Annotated in this window: 11 protein-coding genes; 8 read left to right on the top strand and 3 right to left on the bottom strand. The window is 72.8% G+C overall.

The window, feature by feature from the left end; all coding sequences use genetic code 11:
• Positions 1 to 71 precede the first annotated feature (71 nt).
• Complete coding sequence (locus KCH87_RS34335; RefSeq protein ID WP_210591438.1) at positions 72 to 1,694, bottom strand: DUF5691 domain-containing protein; 1,623 nt, start codon at positions 1,692 to 1,694, stop codon at positions 72 to 74.
• 134 nt (positions 1,695 to 1,828) lie between these two features.
• Positions 1,829 to 3,184: an SWIM zinc finger family protein gene (locus KCH87_RS34330; RefSeq protein ID WP_210591435.1), complete on the bottom strand. Its 1,356-nt coding sequence runs from the start codon at positions 3,182 to 3,184 to the stop codon at positions 1,829 to 1,831.
• Between the two features lie 133 nt (positions 3,185 to 3,317).
• Here KCH87_RS34330 and KCH87_RS34325 point away from each other — a divergent pair, with 133 nt between their 5' ends.
• From KCH87_RS34325 to sucD, 7 genes are all read left to right on the top strand, one after another.
• Entirely contained in the window at positions 3,318 to 4,457 is a 1,140-nt protein-coding gene (locus KCH87_RS34325) for an AAA family ATPase (protein WP_210591432.1), read from the top strand.
• Entirely contained in the window at positions 4,454 to 7,018 is a 2,565-nt protein-coding gene (locus KCH87_RS34320) for a DUF5682 family protein (protein ID WP_210591430.1), read from the top strand. The genes KCH87_RS34325 and KCH87_RS34320 overlap by 4 nt, the downstream gene beginning before the upstream one ends.
• 193 nt (positions 7,019 to 7,211) lie before the next feature.
• Positions 7,212 to 8,375 carry a VWA domain-containing protein gene (locus tag KCH87_RS34315; RefSeq protein ID WP_210591427.1) on the top strand — a complete coding sequence of 388 codons (1,164 nt, stop codon included), beginning with the start codon at positions 7,212 to 7,214 and terminating at the stop codon, positions 8,373 to 8,375.
• A gap of 225 nt (positions 8,376 to 8,600) precedes the next feature.
• Complete coding sequence (locus KCH87_RS34310; protein ID WP_210591770.1) at positions 8,601 to 9,923, top strand: hypothetical protein; 1,323 nt, start codon at positions 8,601 to 8,603, stop codon at positions 9,921 to 9,923.
• 327 nt (positions 9,924 to 10,250) lie between these two features.
• Entirely contained in the window at positions 10,251 to 12,116 is a 1,866-nt protein-coding gene (locus KCH87_RS49555) for a hypothetical protein (protein ID WP_247197252.1), read from the top strand.
• Positions 12,117 to 12,655: 539 nt separating this feature from the next.
• A complete protein-coding gene (gene sucC, locus KCH87_RS34300; protein ID WP_210591424.1) occupies positions 12,656 to 13,834 on the top strand; it encodes an ADP-forming succinate--CoA ligase subunit beta in 1,179 nt (392 codons plus the stop codon).
• 22 nt (positions 13,835 to 13,856) lie between these two features.
• Positions 13,857 to 14,741: a succinate--CoA ligase subunit alpha gene (sucD, locus tag KCH87_RS34295; RefSeq protein ID WP_210591422.1), complete on the top strand. Its 885-nt coding sequence runs from the start codon at positions 13,857 to 13,859 to the stop codon at positions 14,739 to 14,741.
• Positions 14,742 to 14,806: 65 nt separating this feature from the next.
• On the opposite strand, the gene KCH87_RS34290 is transcribed toward sucD, so the two are convergent.
• A complete protein-coding gene (locus tag KCH87_RS34290) occupies positions 14,807 to 15,925 on the bottom strand; it encodes a helix-turn-helix domain-containing protein (protein ID WP_210591419.1) in 1,119 nt (372 codons plus the stop codon).
• A 96-nt stretch (positions 15,926 to 16,021) separates the two neighbouring features.
• Here KCH87_RS34290 and KCH87_RS34285 point away from each other — a divergent pair.
• Positions 16,022 to 17,273, top strand: a 1,252-nt coding sequence (locus KCH87_RS34285; protein WP_247197250.1) for a DUF6350 family protein, incomplete at its 3' end; no start/stop codon positions are given.

Raw genomic sequence — 17,273 nt, 5'->3', positions numbered from 1 at the left:
CCCCGCGCCCCTTAGGGGCGTCTGCTGGGCGGTCGTTTTCAATGTGAGGCGCGTCCGCGGGGCGATGGGCCTTACGCCGCCCCCAACTCCTCCGCCATGGCTGCCCGCAACCGCAGTGTCGTGGCCAGGCGTTGGAATGCCTCCGCCCAGTACCCGCCGGCGCCCGGTGACGCGTCCTCCGGCTCGTCCGGCACTGCCACCAACCCGTCGAGCCGTCCTGTCTCCCCGGGCTCCAGGCATCGCTCGGCCAAGCCCATCACCCCGCTGAAGCTCCATGGATAACTCCCCGCGTCCCGTGCGATGTTGAGCGCGTCCACCACTGCCCGCCCCAGTGGCACGGCCCACGGCACCGCGCACACCCCGAGCAGCTGAAACGCCTCGGACAGTCCGTGCGCCGCGATGAACCCGGCCACCCACTCGGCCCGTTCGGCGGAGCCCAGGGTGCCGAGCAGTTTCGCCCGCTCCGCCAGCGACACCGCGCCCGGACCACCGGCTTCCGGTGCGGACGGTGTGCCGAGGAGTGCTCGTGCCCACTCGGCGTTCCGCTGCCGCACCGCGGCCCGGCACCACGCCGCGTGCAGCTCGCCCTGCCAGTCGTCCGCGACCGGCAGGGCCACGATCTCCTGAGGTGTGCGTCCGCCGAGCCGACCGGGCCAGGTACCCAGCGGTGCCGCCTCCACCAACTGGCCCAGCCACCACGACCGCTCACCCCGTCCCGCAGGAGCCTTGGTCACGACACCGTCTCGCTCCATGCTCGGATCGCACTCGTGCGGTGCTTCAACGGCGATCGTCGGTATCTCCGGCATACGGTCGAACGCCACGCACGCACCGGCCCGGACCGCCATCCGCGCGGCCAGCGCCGATCCCGGCAGAGACGACAGCAACTCCGCGGCCGTCGCCCGCACATTGCGGCTCCGGTCGGCCAGCGCCTGTTCCAGGAACGGCTCGTCATCCGGTCCCAGTCCCGTCCGCAGCGAGTCGAGGAACATCAGACGGTCCTCCGCCCGTTCCGTCGACCAGGTGCTCGTGAGCAGTTCGCGCGCGGCGGCCGGCACGCGGGCGCGGATCGCCGCGAGCAGGGCGACCCGTTCGGCGAACAGCCCTTCCTGCCACAGCTGTCGCACCTTCTCCGTGTCCTCGGCGCTCGGCAACGCCGCGCCCCCGCCCGGCGCCGCACGCAGGGCGAACCGCCAGTCAGGGTTCAGACGGGCGAGCCACACGGCCCGCGGTCCCGCGAACGTCAACGCGGTCGGCCTCAGATCCGTACGGCCCCGGGCCGCGTCCAGCAGCGCGGGCAGTACCTCGGGAGGTGCCGCGAAACCGCGGGTGTTGGCCGCCGCGAGCCACTGGGGCAGCAGTTCCATGAGGTCCGGCGCCGTGCCTCTGCCGCGGCCGGCGCCCGTGCCGGGACGGTCGGCCAGCAGCACCGAGAGCCTGCGAGCCGCCGCTCCGGGCAGCTCCGGGCGTGGGTCCTCGGGTGCCGGTTCGGGGCGTTCGGCCGCCCTCGCGGGCCGCAGCCCGGCCCGCCGCCTCACGGTCTCCACGGCCGCCGCGTCCAACAGCGCCACCGGCGCGTCCCGGCCCGGCGAGGAACCCGGCGGAGTGCGGCGCTCCGTCCCGAGCAGGGCGGCGGTGACGAGTTCCTCCCAGGCGCCCGACGCGGGCGTGTCCACAGGAGTGGAGTGCCTGTTCATGCGCTTCTCCTTTCTGTTGGGTGAGATGGGGTTGATGAAGGGCTGGTGCCGTGGGGTGGTTGAAGGGCTGGATGCCGTGAGGTGGTTGCGGCTCATCGAGGTCGGGGCTCCGGTGGGGCGGGACGCCTGCGGGTTCAGCACAGCGCCACCGCCCCGCCCGTTCCCTCCGGCCAGGCGGTCAGCGGGTTGAAGCCCCGGTGGCCGCACTCTCCGAAGACCTTGACGGGGGCGCCGCCGGACAGGGCGACGAGTCGCCACAGGCCGGGGCGGGAACGGGCCGACGGGGCCAGTGGCAGAGCCGTTTCCCCGTCGGCGTCCGCCAGTTGCCAGGAATCGCCGTCCGGGGTCGGTATGACGCGGTCCAGCGTGACCGGCATCGACTCCAGCCAGGGGTCGTCCCGCAGCGCGTCGCCGTAACGGGCGGCCGCCTGGGCCGTCGTCACTCCCGGCGGACGTGTCGCCGCGGGCGTGGGCGGCGCGAACTGCTCACCCAGGGCAGCCCGCAGCTGCCCCGCTCCTGGATACGAGGACACCTCGGCGTCCAGGGTCAGTCCGACCGGCAGCGCCAGTTCGGGGGAGCGGCCCGCGGCGCCATAGGAAAGGAGCAACGCCACCCGGTCCGAGTCGGCGCCGTGGAGCCAGATTCGCCGTGTCGTCAGCTTCGGATCGGCCGTGTCGTACTGGGCGAGGATCAGCCAGCGGTCCCGGACCGGCGGGCCGTCCGCCGATGCGGACAGGCCGATGCGTGAACGGACCGTCGCCGTCAGTTCCTCGGGCAGCCGCTCGCGGCGCAGCCAGCCCTGGTCGAGGAGGTGGAGCAGCGCGCACTCCTCCAGCAGACGCACCGGCCAGCCGGGACCGGACGCCGGGATCGCCCCCAACTCCCGGACACGGGCGGCCAGTCCGGGTGCCTGGGCATCGACCATGCGGGCCGCGGTCTCCTCCCACAGCGCGTACCCCGTCTGCTCCGCGCCCGCGATGCCGCCGCGCAGCAGGTCCGCCAGGCGCTGCTCCAGCTCAGACGCCCCCGCGGTGACCCGCTCGGCCCGTCGCTCCGCCCGCCGCCGGGCCGCCTCCGGATCACCGGAGGCGGACGGGGAACCCGCCGGCCCCGCCGCTCGCTTCTCTTCCGTACGCCGGCGTCTGCCCGCGAGCCACTGCTCCGCCCAGTCCGGTGCCTGGCCCGGCGGCACCGCTCCGTCCCCGCCCGCCCAGAGCAACAGCAGCCCGAGTGCGTGCTTGCACGGGAACTTGCGGCTCGGACAACTGCACTTGTACGCGGGCCCGGAGGCGTCCGCGATGTCGACGACCGTCTGATACGGCTTGCTGCCGCTGCCCTTGCACAGCCCCCACACCGTCCCCTCGTCGGAACTTCCCGCCTCGGACCACGGCCCGGCCGCTCCGAGTTTGCTTCCCGCCTTGCGTGACGATGCGTCAGGCGCCAGTGCCAGCACCTGATCCGCAGTCCAGCTCACCCCCTGCTGAGTCATGCCATCGAAGGTAGATCCCAGCACTGACAATCGGCCTCGCGAGCGCATTTGCGCAGGTCAGGACGGATTGTCAGTGGCGTGGTGCACGGTGGACACCAGATCCGAACCGGCCGAGCTGGAGGGGGCCTCAGCCATGTCTGTCACCGTGGAACCGACGTCCGTCGAAATGCCCGAGAACACGCCCGCGCAGGAATCGGAGGCGCTGCGCCCGCACGCCGAGGACGCCTTCGCCGCTGAACTTGCCGCACTGGCCGCGCAGGACGACCGCCCGCGCCCGGCCCGCTGGAAGATGTCGCCGTGGGCCGTCGCCACCTATCTGCTCGGCGGCACCCTGCCGGACGGCACGGTGATCACGCCGAAGTACGTCGGCCCGCGCCGCATCGTCGAGGTCGCCGTCACCACGCTCGCCACCGACCGCGCCCTGCTGCTGCTCGGCGTGCCGGGCACCGCCAAGACCTGGGTGTCCGAGCATCTGGCCGCGGCGGTCAGCGGCGACTCGACGCTGCTTGTACAGGGCACGGCGGGTACGCCGGAGGAGGCGATCCGCTACGGCTGGAACTACGCGCAGCTGCTGGCGCACGGCCCGAGCCGCGACGCGCTCGTGCCCAGCCCCGTCATGCGGGCCATGGCGGAGGGGATGACGGCACGTATAGAGGAGCTGACCCGCATCCCGGCCGATGTGCAGGACACACTCATCACGATCCTGTCCGAGAAGACGCTGCCGATCCCGGAGCTGGGCCAGGAGGTGCAGGCGGTCCGCGGTTTCAACGTGATCGCCACGGCCAACGACCGCGACCGCGGGGTCAACGACCTGTCCAGCGCGCTGCGCCGCCGCTTCAACACCGTTGTGCTGCCCCTGCCGGAGAGCGTCGAGGCGGAGGTCGACATCGTCTCGCGCCGCGTGGACCAGATGGGCCGTTCCCTCGACCTGCCGGCCGTGCCGGACGGCGTCGACGAGATCCGCCGCGTCGTGACCGTCTTCCGCGAACTGCGCGACGGGGTCACCTCCGACGGCCGTACGAAGGTGAAGTCACCCAGCGGCACGCTGTCCACGGCCGAGGCCATCTCCGTCGTCACCAACGGGCTTGCGCTGGCCGCCCACTTCGGTGACGGCGTGCTGACGGCCGGCGACGTCGCCGCCGGCATCCTCGGCGCCGTCGTCCGCGACCCGGCGGCCGACCGGGTCATCTGGCAGGAGTACCTGGAGGCGGTCGTCCGCGAGCGCGACGGCTGGAAGGACTTCTACCGCGCCTGCCGGGAGGTGAGCGCGTGAGCGACAAGGGCGGGGGTTCCGCCGTGGAGCAGCCGCTGCTGCTCGGTGTACGGCATCACGGGCCGGGATCGGCGCGGGCCGTGCGGGCGGCGCTGGACGCGGCCCGGCCGCGGGTCGTGCTGATCGAGGGTCCGCCCGAGGCCGATGCGCTGATTCCGCTGGCCGCCGACGAGGAGATGCGGCCGCCGGTCGCCCTCCTAGCCCACGCAGTGGACGAGCCCGGCCGGTCGGCGTTCTGGCCGCTGGCCGAGTTCTCCCCGGAGTGGGTCGCGATCCGCTGGGCCCTGGAGCACGAAGTACCGGCCCGCTTCATCGACTTGCCGGCCACGCACGCGCTGGCCTGGGAGCGGGACGCGGGGGCCGGGGGCGAAGGGGAGGGCGCCGGGCGGGGTGAGGATGCGGCGGGGACGGAAGAGGCCGCTGAGGCCAAGGGGGATGGAGAGGTCTCGGAGGCTCAGGGAGCTGAGGGAGCTGAGGGAGCTGAGGAGTTCTCAGAGGCTGAGGCCCCCGCGTCCGGCGCAGGCCGGGTAGAGGGGCGGCCGGGCGACGCCGAGGCCGAGGGTGAGCCGGGCCCCGGTTCGGAGAAGGTGCAGGAGCCCAACGTCGCCGATGTCCGTGTCGATCCGCTGGCCGTGCTCGCCGAGGCCGCCGGCTATGACGATCCCGAGCGGTGGTGGGAGGACGTGGTCGAGCACCGGGGGGTCGGGGAGAGGGACGCGTTCGCACCGTTCGTCGTGCTCGAAGAGGCCATGGGGGCGCTGCGGGAGGCGTACGGGACCGGAGGTCATGACCGGGATCTCGTGCGGGAGGCGCATATGCGGCTCCAAGTGCGGACGGCACAGCGCGAGTTCGGGGACAGTGTGGCCGTGGTGTGCGGGGCCTGGCATGTACCCGCGCTGCGACAGAAGGCCGTCGTCTCCGCCGACCGGGCGCTGCTGAAGGGGCTGCCCAAGGTCAAGACGGACATGACCTGGGTGCCGTGGACGCATCGCAGGCTGTCGCGGGTCAGCGGATACGGCGCGGGCATCGCCTCGCCGGGCTGGTACGGGCATCTGTTCGGCGCGCCGGACCGGCCGGTCGAGCGATGGCTGACCAAGGTCGCGGGACTGCTGCGCGCCGAGGACCGGCTCGTCTCCTCTGCGCATGTCATCGAGGCGGTGCGGCTGGCGGAGACGCTCGCCGTGATGCGCGGTCGTCCGCTGCCCGGGCTGAGTGAGACGACCGACGCCGTGCGTGCGGTGATGTGCGAGGGCTCGGACGTGCCGCTGGCGCTGGTACACGACCGGCTGGTCGTCGGCGATGTGCTGGGGGAGGTGCCGCAGTCGGCGCCCGCGGTGCCGTTGCAGCGCGACCTCGACCGGACCCAGCGGCGGCTGCGGATCAAACCGGAGGCGCTGGAGCGGGAGTTGGAGCTCGACCTGCGCAAGGAGACCGACGCCGGGCGCAGCCGGCTGCTGCACAGGCTGCGGCTGCTGGGCATCGAGTGGGGCGAGCCGGCGGCGTCGCGGGGCAGCACGGGTACGTTCCGGGAGACATGGCGGCTGCGATGGGAGCCCGAACTGTCCGTGCGGGTCGCCGAGGCCGGGGTGTGGGGGACGACCGTGCTCGCCGCCGCGACCGCGAAGGCGGAGGCCGACGCCGTGGCCGCGCCGGGCCTCGCCGACGTCACCGCGCTCGCCGAATGCTGTCTGCTGGCCGAACTGCCGGACGCACTCCCCACAGTGATGCGGATCCTCGCCGACCGGGCGGCCCTGGACGCCGACGTCGGCCATCTCGCCCAAGCCCTGCCCGCCCTGGTCCGCTCCCTGCGCTACGGCGACGTACGCGGCACGGACACCGGCGCCCTGGCCGAGGTCGCGGCAGGCCTCGCCGAACGGATCTTCGTCGGCCTGCCTCCGGCCTGCGCCGCCCTCGACGCGGACGCGGCGGAGGAGATGCGGCGCCATGTGGACGCGGTGCACGGGGCGGTGGGATTGCTGGCCGACGCTCCCGCCCCGGGCCACGGCGACCTACAGCATCGCTGGCGATCGGTGCTGCGGGTGCTGTCGGGACGGGACACCGTGCCCGGCGTCGTCCGGGGACGGGCGGTGCGGCTGCTGCTGGACGACGGGGAGTTGGGGCAGGACGAGGCGGCGAGGCTCATGGGGCTCGTCCTGTCGCCGGGGACGCCTCCGGCGGACGCGGCCGCGTGGATCGAGGGGTTCGTCGGCGGCGGCTCGGGCGGCGGGATGCTCCTGGTCCACGACGAGCGGCTGCTCGGGCTGGTCGACGCATGGCTGACGGGGGTGCCGGCGGAGGCGTTCACGGACGTACTGCCTCTGCTGCGGCGAACGTTCTCGGCGTACGAGCCCGGGGTGCGGCGGACCCTCGGCGAACTGGTCCGGCGCGGACCCGGGACGCGGGGGAGCACGGCGGCGGCCGGATCCGGGATACCCGGGTTCGCGCCCGACCTGGACAGGGAGCGCGCGGACGCGGTGCTGCCGGTGGTGCGGCTGCTGCTGGGGCTGGACGGCGATCACCGGAGCGCCGACGACAACGACCTTGTGGGGGCGGGGAAATGACGACCGACCGGTTGAACGAGCCGGGGGAGCGGGCCGAAGCGGTGAACGCCGTCACGGGTGGCGGGCAAGGGCTCCTGGCGGCAGACGGCCCGACGACGACCGTGCAGGTGATGCCGCTCTGGGCGTGCCCTGTGGCGGGGCGGCGTGCGGTGGCACAGCCTGTGGCCGATCGGCCTCTCACGGGGGTGGGCGCATGACGACCGAAGCGATCGACCCGGGGCAGGAGCGGCTGCGGCGGTGGCGGATGGTGCTCGGCGGTGACGCGGCCGACGGCACCGGATGCACGCTCGCCGGGCAGGACGCCGCGATGGACGGTGCGCTCGCCGCGCTCTACGGGCAGGGGGACAAGCCGCAGAAGGGACGGGACCGTTCGGCGGGGCTCGGGGCCTCGGCACCGTCCGTGGCGCGCTGGCTCGGGGACATTCGGACGTACTTCCCCTCCTCCGTCGTGCAGGTGATGCAGCGTGACGCCATCGACCGGCTCGGCCTGGCCACGCTGCTGCTGGAGCCGGAGATGCTGGAGGCGGTGGACGCGGACGTGCATCTCGTCGGCACGCTGCTCTCGCTGAACAAGGCGATGCCGGAGACCACGAAGGAGACGGCACGGGCCGTCGTGCGCAAGGTGGTCGAGGACCTCGAGAAGCGGCTCGCCAGCCGCACTCGGGCCACCCTCACCGGCGCCCTCGACCGCAGCGCCCGCGTCAACCGGCCCCGCCATCACGACATCGACTGGAACCGCACGATCGCGGCCAACCTCAAGCACTACCTGCCTGAATACCGGACGATCGTGCCCGAGCGGCTCATCGGGTACGGGCGGGCCTCGCAGTCGGTGAAGAAGGAGGTCATCCTCTGCATCGACCAGTCGGGGTCGATGGCGGCCTCGGTGGTCTACGCGTCGGTGTTCGGGGCGGTGCTGGCCTCCATGCGGTCGATCAGTACACGGCTCGTCGTCTTCGACACGGCCGTCGTCGACCTCACCGACCAGCTCGACGACCCGGTCGACGTGCTCTTCGGCACGCAGCTCGGCGGCGGTACGGACATCAACCGGGCGCTCGCGTACTGCCAGTCGCAGATCACCCGGCCCGCGGAGACGGTGGTCGTGCTGATCAGCGACCTCTACGAAGGGGGGATACGGAACGAGATGCTCAAGCGGGTCTCGGCGATGAAGGCGTCGGGGGTGCAGTTCGTGACGCTGCTGGCACTGTCGGACGAAGGGGCGCCCGCGTACGACCGGGAGCACGCGGCCGCACTCGCGGCGCTCGGAGCGCCCGCCTTCGCCTGTACACCCGACCTGTTTCCCGAGGTGATGGCTGCCGCGATCGAGAAGCGGCCGCTGCCCGTTCCGGACAGTGCGTGAGGACGGCGAGTGGGCGGGCGGGGAAGTCGGTTCGCTGACGATTTGTCGACCGACTTGGGCCAGCAAAAGGGACATGAGTACCCATCGGTGTCAGGGGGGCTTGCGCGACCTCGGGAGGCGCGTGCAAGGATCGAGGCGCCCTGCCAGCGGTGCGATGCGCCCCGCTCGCCCGCATGCGTCGCGCCGACTTGTCGCTCGTTCCGCCGCACGGAGGATCCGCCCCTCTTGACCTTCTCAGCAGCCCTGCCCGGTGCCGCTCTGCGCGTGATGCGCACGGCGGTTGGGCGGCGTGCGCTGCAACTGGCGCTGCTGGTGAGTGGGTTGTTCGCGCTCGGGCTTCTCTGCGGGGAGCAGGCGCATGCGGCGGACGGCGTGCTGTCGACGACCTCGGCCAAGGTCGTACGGCACCCGCAGTCGGCGTCGGCGGACGGGATCCGGGCGGAGACACGGGCCGCGATAGGGCGGTTGGTGAATCCGCCGGCCGAGCCTGCCGACGACGACGCCGCGGCTCCGGGCACGTCCCGGCCGAACGGCACGCCCCGGCACGCCACTTCCGCGACCGACTGTTCCGAGGCCGATTCCTCCGAGCCCAACCGCGCTGAGCCCAACCGCGCCGAGCCCGCGGCTACCGAGCCCGACCTCACCGAGCGCGCGGCCACCGAGCCTGTGCTGCCCGAGCTCAACCTCCTTGAGCTAGTGGCGCCCGAGCCGATCGCCCCGCGGCCCACGGCTCCCGAGGCAACCACTCCGCAGGGCAACAAGGCCGACAAGCTCCTCCCGCAGCCGAGCCCGACGCCCCACCCGTCCGCGCCCACGCCCTCGCTCTCGCCCAGGTCCCGACCCTCCGCCGACACCGCTCTCCGCCCGGTGACCGATCAGGTCCTCCGTCCAGTCACCGATCAGGTCCTCCGACCGGTCACCGAGGATGTCGTCGGGTCGGTGGACGAGCAGGTCGTGCGGCCGGTCGGCGATCTGGTGACGGGCGTGACCGAGGGGTTGGCCGAGGGGCTGGCCGAGGTGCAGGGGAAGATACCGCCGCTGTCGTTGCTGCCCTCGCTGCCCGAGTCGCCGATACTGCCGGAACTCCCTGGCCTCGTGCCCGGGTTGCCCGAACTGCCTGTTCTGCCTCTGCTTCCGGGACAGACACTCCCCGCTCCGGTCACGGCGACGCCGCAGCCGGGTGCGGAGGCGGGCAGCCAGGCGACGGAGGAACGCCCTGCCAAGGAACGTACGGACGAGGCGGCGGTCGTCGCGTACGGCCCGGCGTTCGTCGCAGACGTGACACCGGGCGGCGACGCGACACACGTAGCCGGGCATCGAGTCCGGCCCACCGAGTACGCGCCCGAGAGGCAGGAGCCCGCCGGTGATCCGGGGGGCTCGCTGGGCAGCCGTTCGGCGGCCGACGGTGGCACATCGAGGCATGGCGACGCGTTCGCCGTTCAGCTGAACCACCGGGCGCCGCTGCGGCTGGTGGCCGGCGCCGCCGCGCGTATCGACGCGGCCGAGACCCGGGACAGGCACCCGGACATTCCCGTCTCCCCGGCATAGGGCAGACCTTCCCCCGCCGTAGACCTGCCGCGCGGGGGCGGACCAGGTCTGCCCTCCCGTCCGGACACCACTCCGAGCTCCGGGCGGAAGCCGCCGGAGCCGTATCGGCACCAGTCATCGCATCCGTATCCACATCCGCGTCCACCGGTTCACTCTCCCCGGACCGTGTCCGAACGACGGACTGACGGTCCGATGCACCGACGGACGCGATCGGGGTGCGGCGGCACCGGACATGTCCCCAGCCTCCCGAAGTCCCGTGAGTTCCAAGGGCCTTCGGGCCTCCCAGGGTCTCTCGAGCCCTCAAGGATCTAAGGATCTGACGCACGCATGAACAAGAACATCCGCCGCTCCATCGTCATAGCCGCCGGTGTCACCGGAGCCTGGGCGCTCGGTTCCTCCGTGGCCAGCGCCGACGAGTTGCCCGCCTCCTCCCTTTCCACGTCGGACGCGACGACCACCGACGTCACCTCGGACGTGACCACCACCCTCACCGACACGGTCGACTCCGTCGTCACCGGCGTCACGGACACCGTCACGGACACCGTTTCGGGCGCCGCGGACACCACCGGGGCGACCTCGACCTCCCCTCGGGAGACGGCCACCGGCGCCCTCGGCACCGCCGACAAGGCCGCCAGGACGACCACGGCCGATACCGCCGGCACCACCGATCAGGCCCGCCGGTACGTCGACGCCGCGGTCACCGTTCCGCAGGCGTCCAAGGTGCGGGGTGCCCAGGCGATCCAGGGCGCCAAGGCCGCACGCGCCGCGCAGGCGGAGGCCACGGCCACGGCCTCGGTCCACACCACCGTCTCCGACGCCACCACCGCACCGCACGACGGCATCGACTACCTCTTCGGCCCCCTCGCCGCCTTCGCGCCCGAGCTGGAGAACGCCCTGGCCGCCGCCCAGACGAAGCTCCAGGGCACGCAGTCCGCCGCCCGCTCCCAGGCCCAGGGCATCGATGGCGTCGTACGGACGAAGGCCCAGCACGTGGTCGCGGGCGCGGGCCGTACCGCGACGGGCGTGACCGGCGCCGCGCAGGCCACGGTCGCCGGAGCCCACGGCCGCACCGGACCCGTGCTCGCCACGGCCACCACGGAAGCCACCGCCGTCACCACCGCCGCCGAGGCCTCCGTCTCCGCCGTCCCCCACCACGTCACCGGAACGGTCGGCAGTGTCCCGGGGACGGTCACGCCCGTCGTCGAGGAGACGGTCGTCGCGGTGGTGCCGCCGGTGGCGGGTGCCGCTGTGGAGGGTGTCGTCCCGGTGGCCGGGCAGACGGTGGCCGGTGTCGTGCCGGTCGCCGAGGGCGCCGTAGGCGGGGTCGTGCCCGCCGCCACCCACGCGGTGCACGGCGTGACGCCGGTCGCCGGGCAGACCGTGGCCGGGGTCGGGGCCACCGCCGGGCACGCCGTCGACGCCGCGACCGCGCTGGCGTACGGAGTCGTCGCGGACGTCGGGCCCGTCGCGGGCGGCGTCGTGCAGGGCGTGCCGCCGGTCGCCACCGGGGCCGTCGCCGATGCGCGGGGCGTCGCCGGCGGTGCCGTGGCCGGAGTGCAGCCGGTCGTCGGCGGGGTCGTCGCGGACGTACCGCCGTACGCCACCGGTCTGGTCGGCCAGGTCGCCGACGACACCACGGACGCCGTCCTGCCGCCCGTCGCGAACATCGCCGTGCACGGCGTGGTCCCGGTCGCGCAGCAGGCCGTCGGTGACGCGGGCGCGCTGGCGTACGGGGTGGTGGGCGACGTCGAGCCCTTCGCGGGCGGTGTCGTCGGTGCCGTACCGCCGCTCGCACAGGGCGTGGCCGGGCAGGCGGTGCCCTTCGCCGAGGGCGTCATGGGCCAGGTGCCGCCCTTCGCGCAGGGGGTCACCGGGGCGGTACGGCCGCTGGTCGACACGGTCGTGGAGACGGTTCGCCCGGTCGTGCAGAGCGTCGGCGGGAGCGCCACGGTGCTGGCGTACGGCGTCACGGGTGAGGTGCAGCCCTTGGTGGGCGGCGTCGTCGGTGAGGCCGACCCGTTCGTGTACGGCGTCGCCGGTCAGGTCCAGCCCTTCGCGCAGCACGTGACCGAGACCGTCCGGACCACCGCGAACCCGCTCGCCGAGAACGCCGTCACCGGCATCGACGGCATCGCCGACTCGATCACCCCGGGCTACGCGCAGGACGTCACCGGTACCCCGTACAGCATCTGACCCCCGCGAGTGACGTGCGGTTCTGCAGCGCCCCATAGGGGCGCGGGGAACTGCGCGACCAGCCACGACGGGCCCGCAGCCGAACAACGGGCTCATCGCGGCACCACCAGCGGAGCGACTCCGCGGCGGCGATGGACCCGGACGGCCGAAAGCCGTCGGACTGTCCGGCAGAGACCCCGCGGACGGGCGGGTTGATCCCCATTGGGGTGGGGATCAACCGGCCCAGCACCCCTGAGGCGGCGTTTGTGTGCCGCTGAGGGGCTGTTGAAGAGGCCTCACCGGGTCAACCCCAGCCCGGTGAGGCCTTTCACCTGCGGCACCCCGTGCCAGTGATCGCGGCATCATGTGACAGGTATCACCGCTCAGGTGTGACCCCTGATTTAGAGACCCCCGGGCAGCGGCGATAATCTGCGAGACGGACATGCCGCGCGCTCGGACACCGTGTGCGCCTCCCTTGTGACAGCGGACGTCACGTTGCCCTTCGCGGCACGCCCACGCATCCCAACGAACCGCGAGATCACTGATAGGGACGGAAGCGCGTGGACCTGTTCGAGTACCAGGCGAGGGACCTCTTCGCCAAGCACGATGTACCGGTGCTGGCCGGTGAAGTCATCGACACGCCTGAGGCGGCCCGCGCAGCCACTGAGCGTCTCGGTGGCAAGTCCGTCGTCAAGGCCCAGGTGAAGGTCGGCGGACGTGGCAAGGCCGGCGGCGTGAAGCTCGCCGCCACCCCGGACGAGGCCGTCGCCCGTGCGACGGACATCCTCGGCATGGACATCAAGGGCCACACGGTCCACAAGGTGATGATCGCCGAGACGGCTCCGGAGATCGTGGAGGAGTACTACGTCTCCTTCCTCCTCGACCGTGCGAACCGCACGTTCCTCTCCATCGCCTCCGTCGAGGGCGGCGTGGAGATCGAGGAGGTGGCGGTCGAGCGCCCCGAGGCCGTCGCCAAGACGCCCATCGACGCCAATGAGGGCGTCACCCCGGAGAAGGCCCGCGAGATCGTCGAGGCCGCGAAGTTCCCGGCCGACGTCGCCGGCAAGGTCGCCGACATCCTGGTCACCCTGTGGGACACCTTCATCAAGGAGGACGCCCTCCTGGTCGAGGTCAACCCGCTGGCCAAGGTCGCCTCCGGTGACGTCATCGCCCTCGACGGCAAGGTCTCGCTGGACGAGAACGCCGAGTTCCGTCAGCCGGAGCACGAGGCCCTCCAGGACAAGGACTCGGCCAACCCCCTCGAGGCCGCAGCCAAGGAGAAGAACCTCAACTACGTCAAGCTCGACGGCGAGGTCGGCATCATCGGCAACGGCGCGGGTCTCGTCATGAGCACCCTGGACGTCGTCGCGTACGCCGGTGAGGCGCACGGTGGCGTCAAGCCCGCCAACTTCCTCGACATCGGCGGCGGCGCCTCCGCGCAGGTCATGGCGAACGGCCTGGAGATCATCCTGGGCGACCCGGACGTCAAGTCCGTCTTCGTCAACGTCTTCGGCGGCATCACCGCGTGCGACGAGGTCGCCAACGGCATCGTCCAGGCCCTGGAGCTCCTGAAGTCCAAGGGCGAGGACGTCACCAAGCCGCTCGTCGTCCGCCTGGACGGCAACAACGCCGAACTGGGTCGCCAGATCCTGTCCGACGCCAACCACCCGCTGGTCCAGCGTGTGGACACCATGGACGGCGCGGCCGACAAGGCCGCCGAGCTCGCGGCTGCGAAGTAAGGGAAGAGGGACAGACACAGCCATGGCTATCTTCCTCAACAAGGACAGCAAGGTCATCGTCCAGGGCATGACCGGTGCCACGGGCATGAAGCACACCAAGCTCATGCTGGCCGACGGCACGAACATCGTCGGTGGCGTGAACCCGCGCAAGGCGGGCACCTCCGTCGACATCGACGGCAACGAGATCCCGGTCTTCGGCACGGTCGCCGAGGCGATCGAGAAGACGGGTGCGAACGTATCCGTCCTCTTCGTGCCGCCGGCCTTCGCCAAGGCCGCCGTCGTCGAGGCCATCGACGCGGAGATCCCCCTCGCGGTCGTCATCACCGAGGGCATCGCCGTCCACGACTCGGCCGCGTTCTACGCCTACGCCGTGTCGCAGGGCAACAAGACCCGGATCATCGGCCCGAACTGCCCCGGTCTCATCACCCCGGGCCAGTCGAACGCCGGCATCATCCCGGGCGACATCACCAAGCCGGGCCGCATCGGCCTGGTCTCGAAGTCCGGCACGCTGACGTACCAGATGATGTACGAGCTGCGGGACATCGGCTTCTCGTCGGCCGTCGGCATCGGTGGTGACCCGATCATCGGCACCACCCACATCGACGCGCTCGCCGCGTTCGAGGCCGACCCCGACACCGACCTCATCGTGATGATCGGTGAGATCGGCGGCGACGCCGAGGAGCGGGCCGCGGCCTTCATCAAGGAGAACGTGACCAAGCCGGTCGTCGGCTACGTCGCGGGCTTCACCGCGCCCGAGGGCAAGACCATGGGCCACGCCGGCGCCATCGTCTCCGGCTCCTCCGGTACGGCCGCCGCCAAGAAGGAGGCCCTGGAGGCCGCCGGTGTCAAGGTCGGCAAGACCCCGACCGAGACGGCGAAGCTGGCGCGTGAGCTGCTCGCCGGCTGAGTGACCGAGTAACGCCTGGTGGGCCCGTACCCCTCGTGGGGGTGCGGGCCCGCTGCCGTGTGCGCTCATCCGTTCAGCGGCACGAGTCTCTCCGGGCCGCTCACCGTCTCCTCCCGCAGCTCCTCCCGCAGCTCCAGCTCCGCCTCCGACAGGGCTCCCGGCGCCTGCTTCTCCGGCACCCCCCGCACGTCGGCCCCCGGCGACACCGGCGGCTCATAGTGCGTCGGTGCCGTGCGCAGGGTGAGCGCCGTCGTGCCGATCAGGGCGACCGTGAACGCGATGGCGGCGCGGGTCCAGAACCTGGCCCGGCGCTCGCTGCCGGTGCGGACTGTCAGGGGCTTGGCGGCGCGGAGGCGCTCCGTGGAGGCGAGGGCGGCGAGGCGGCGATGGAGTTCGGCCGGGTCGGACAGCTCCGGCAGCCGTTCGGCGATCGCCCCGCGCGCGTGCAGCAGACGGTTCGCCGTCGCCGGTGTGCTCGCCTCCGTCTCCGCCGCCGTCTCCGGCAGGTCGAGGCCCACACCGTCGTACAGCAGGAGCGTGCGGCGGTGCGGCGGCGGGAGGTTCAGGATGACGTCCATCAGGGCCCGGTCCGCGGCGCCGGCGGGCGGTGCTTCGGGGTGCCGGTAGCGCGGGCGGAGGCGGTGCCAGGGGGAGAGGGCGCATTCGTACGCCGTCGCCCGCACCCAGCCCGCCGGATCCCGGTCACGCGCCACCTCCGGCCAGCGCTGCCAGGCGAGTTGAAAGGCCCGCTCGACCGACTCACGGGCGAGCTCGCGGCGCCCGGTGAGCAGAAACGTCTGCCGTACGAGTGCGGGCGCGCAGAAGGCGTAGAGCGCGTCGAAGGCCTGAGCGGGCGTCAGGACGTCGGACAGCTGCTCGGGCACGGGTTCCGGGGTGAGTGGCGAGGGTGACGACGGCGGTTCAGCGGCTTCTACGGGGCTGTCGGCGACGTCGGTGGCAACGGGAGCCGGCTCTTCCTGGCCCATCGGCGTCTCCGCCAGCAGCTTCGCGTACGTTTCCCGTTTCCGGCCGCGAGGAGTCGTCCGGCCGGTCTCCCATGCGTGGACGGTCTCGCTGTCGACCCCCACCCGTGCCGCGACCTGAGCCTGCGTCAACGACCGGGCCTCGCGCAGGCGTCGGCGTTCCTTGGGCGGGGGGAGCGGGGTTGAAGGGCTCTGCGTCACGGCTCGCCCCTCCGTGGGAAAAAGTACATAAACATATATTGGGCGACACATCGGTAGTTCGCCTGTTACGACGAGAAAGCGCGTGTCGTTGGGAGCATGGCGGGCGTGATCCAGATGACCGCTCGCCGATCGTCGTTGTCGTCCCTGCCCAGCCGGTTGCGTGACCGTTCGCCCGGACTGGGCGCGAGCCTGCTGGGTGGCGCGCTTGCGGCCGGGCTGGGGCTCGGGTCGTTCGCCGTGCTGGTGTTGGTGCTGTGGATCAGTTCGCCGTATCCCGACAGTGGGCCGAGTGGTGCGCTGCACATCGCCGCCGCGCTGTGGCTGCTCGCGCACGGCGCCGAACTGATCCGCACCGACACGCTCTCCGGCGTCCCCGCACCGGTCGGCGTCACCCCGCTGCTGCTCCTCGCGCTGCCGGTGCTGCTGGTGCACCGGGCGGCGCGGGACGCGGCGGCGGACGAGGACGAGGAGGAGGGCGGTGGGCGCGGTGGGGCGCCGGAGCCGGTGGTGGCGTGGGCGGGCGTTGTCCTCGGCTACGTCGTCGTCGGTGCGGCCGCGGCGGTGTATGCCTCGGGCGGTGCACTGCGGCCGTCGTGGGTGGGGGTGTGCGTGTGTGTGCCGCTGCTCGTGGCGGTCGCCGCGGGGGCGGGGGTGTGGACGGCGCACACGCATCCGTACGAGCTGATCAACAGCGCGCTGCCCCATGTGCCGGCGCGGGTACGGCGTCTGATCCTCCGGCCCCACTTCCGGTCCCGTTTCGCCGCCGCCGCGCGAGCCGCGAGCGCCGGGACGGCCGTACTGGTCGGGGGTGGGGCGCTGCTGCTGGCGGTGTCACTGGTCTGGCACGGCGACGCGGCCAGGACGTCCTTCCTTCAGCTGACGGAAGGGGGGTCCGGGCAGTTCGCGGTGCTGTTGCTCTGCATGGCGCTGGTGCCGAACGCGGCGGTGTGGGGCGCGTCGTACGCCCTCGGCCCGGGCTTCACCCTGGGCGTGGGCCACGTCGTGACTCCCCTGTCCTCGGCCCCGGCCCCACTCCTGCCGCCGTTCCCCCTGCTGGCGGCGGTGCCGGATACGGGGGTCGGGACGCCGGTGAACTGGGTGGCGGGCGTGGTGCCGGTGGTGGCCGGGGTGACGGTGGGGTGGTTTGTGGGGCGGGCGGCTTCCGGGGGGCGCGGGGTGGAGGGCGGGGGGGGGGGGGGGGGGGCGGGGGGGGGGGGGGGGGGGGAGGGGGGGGGGGGGGGCGCGGGGGGGGCGGGGGGGGGGGGGGCGGGGGGGGCGGGGGGGGGGGGGGGGGGGGGGGTGCGGGGGCGGGCGGGGGGGGGGGGGCGGGGGGGGGGGCGCGGGCGGC

Source organism: Streptomyces sp. GESEQ-35 (assembly GCF_017948485.1).
In the GTDB taxonomy this organism is placed as follows: domain Bacteria; phylum Actinomycetota; class Actinomycetes; order Streptomycetales; family Streptomycetaceae; genus Streptomyces.
Note: the sequence above shows the minus strand (reverse complement) of the source record. Positions and strands in the feature narration are given on the sequence as shown.

Bases quoted from the DNA above. Each gene is read 5' to 3' on its own strand.
- KCH87_RS34330 (WP_210591435.1), bottom strand. From the start codon at position 3,184: ATGACTCAGCAGGGGGTGAGCTGGACTGCGGATCAGGTGCTGGCACTG.
- KCH87_RS34325 (WP_210591432.1), top strand. From the start codon at position 3,318: ATGTCTGTCACCGTGGAACCGACGTCCGTCGAAATGCCCGAGAACACG.
- KCH87_RS34315 (WP_210591427.1), top strand. From the start codon at position 7,212: ATGACGACCGAAGCGATCGACCCGGGGCAGGAGCGGCTGCGGCGGTGG.
- KCH87_RS49555 (WP_247197252.1), top strand. From the start codon at position 10,251: ATGAACAAGAACATCCGCCGCTCCATCGTCATAGCCGCCGGTGTCACC.
- KCH87_RS34335 (WP_210591438.1), bottom strand. From the start codon at position 1,694: ATGAACAGGCACTCCACTCCTGTGGACACGCCCGCGTCGGGCGCCTGG.
- sucD (WP_210591422.1), top strand. From the start codon at position 13,857: ATGGCTATCTTCCTCAACAAGGACAGCAAGGTCATCGTCCAGGGCATG.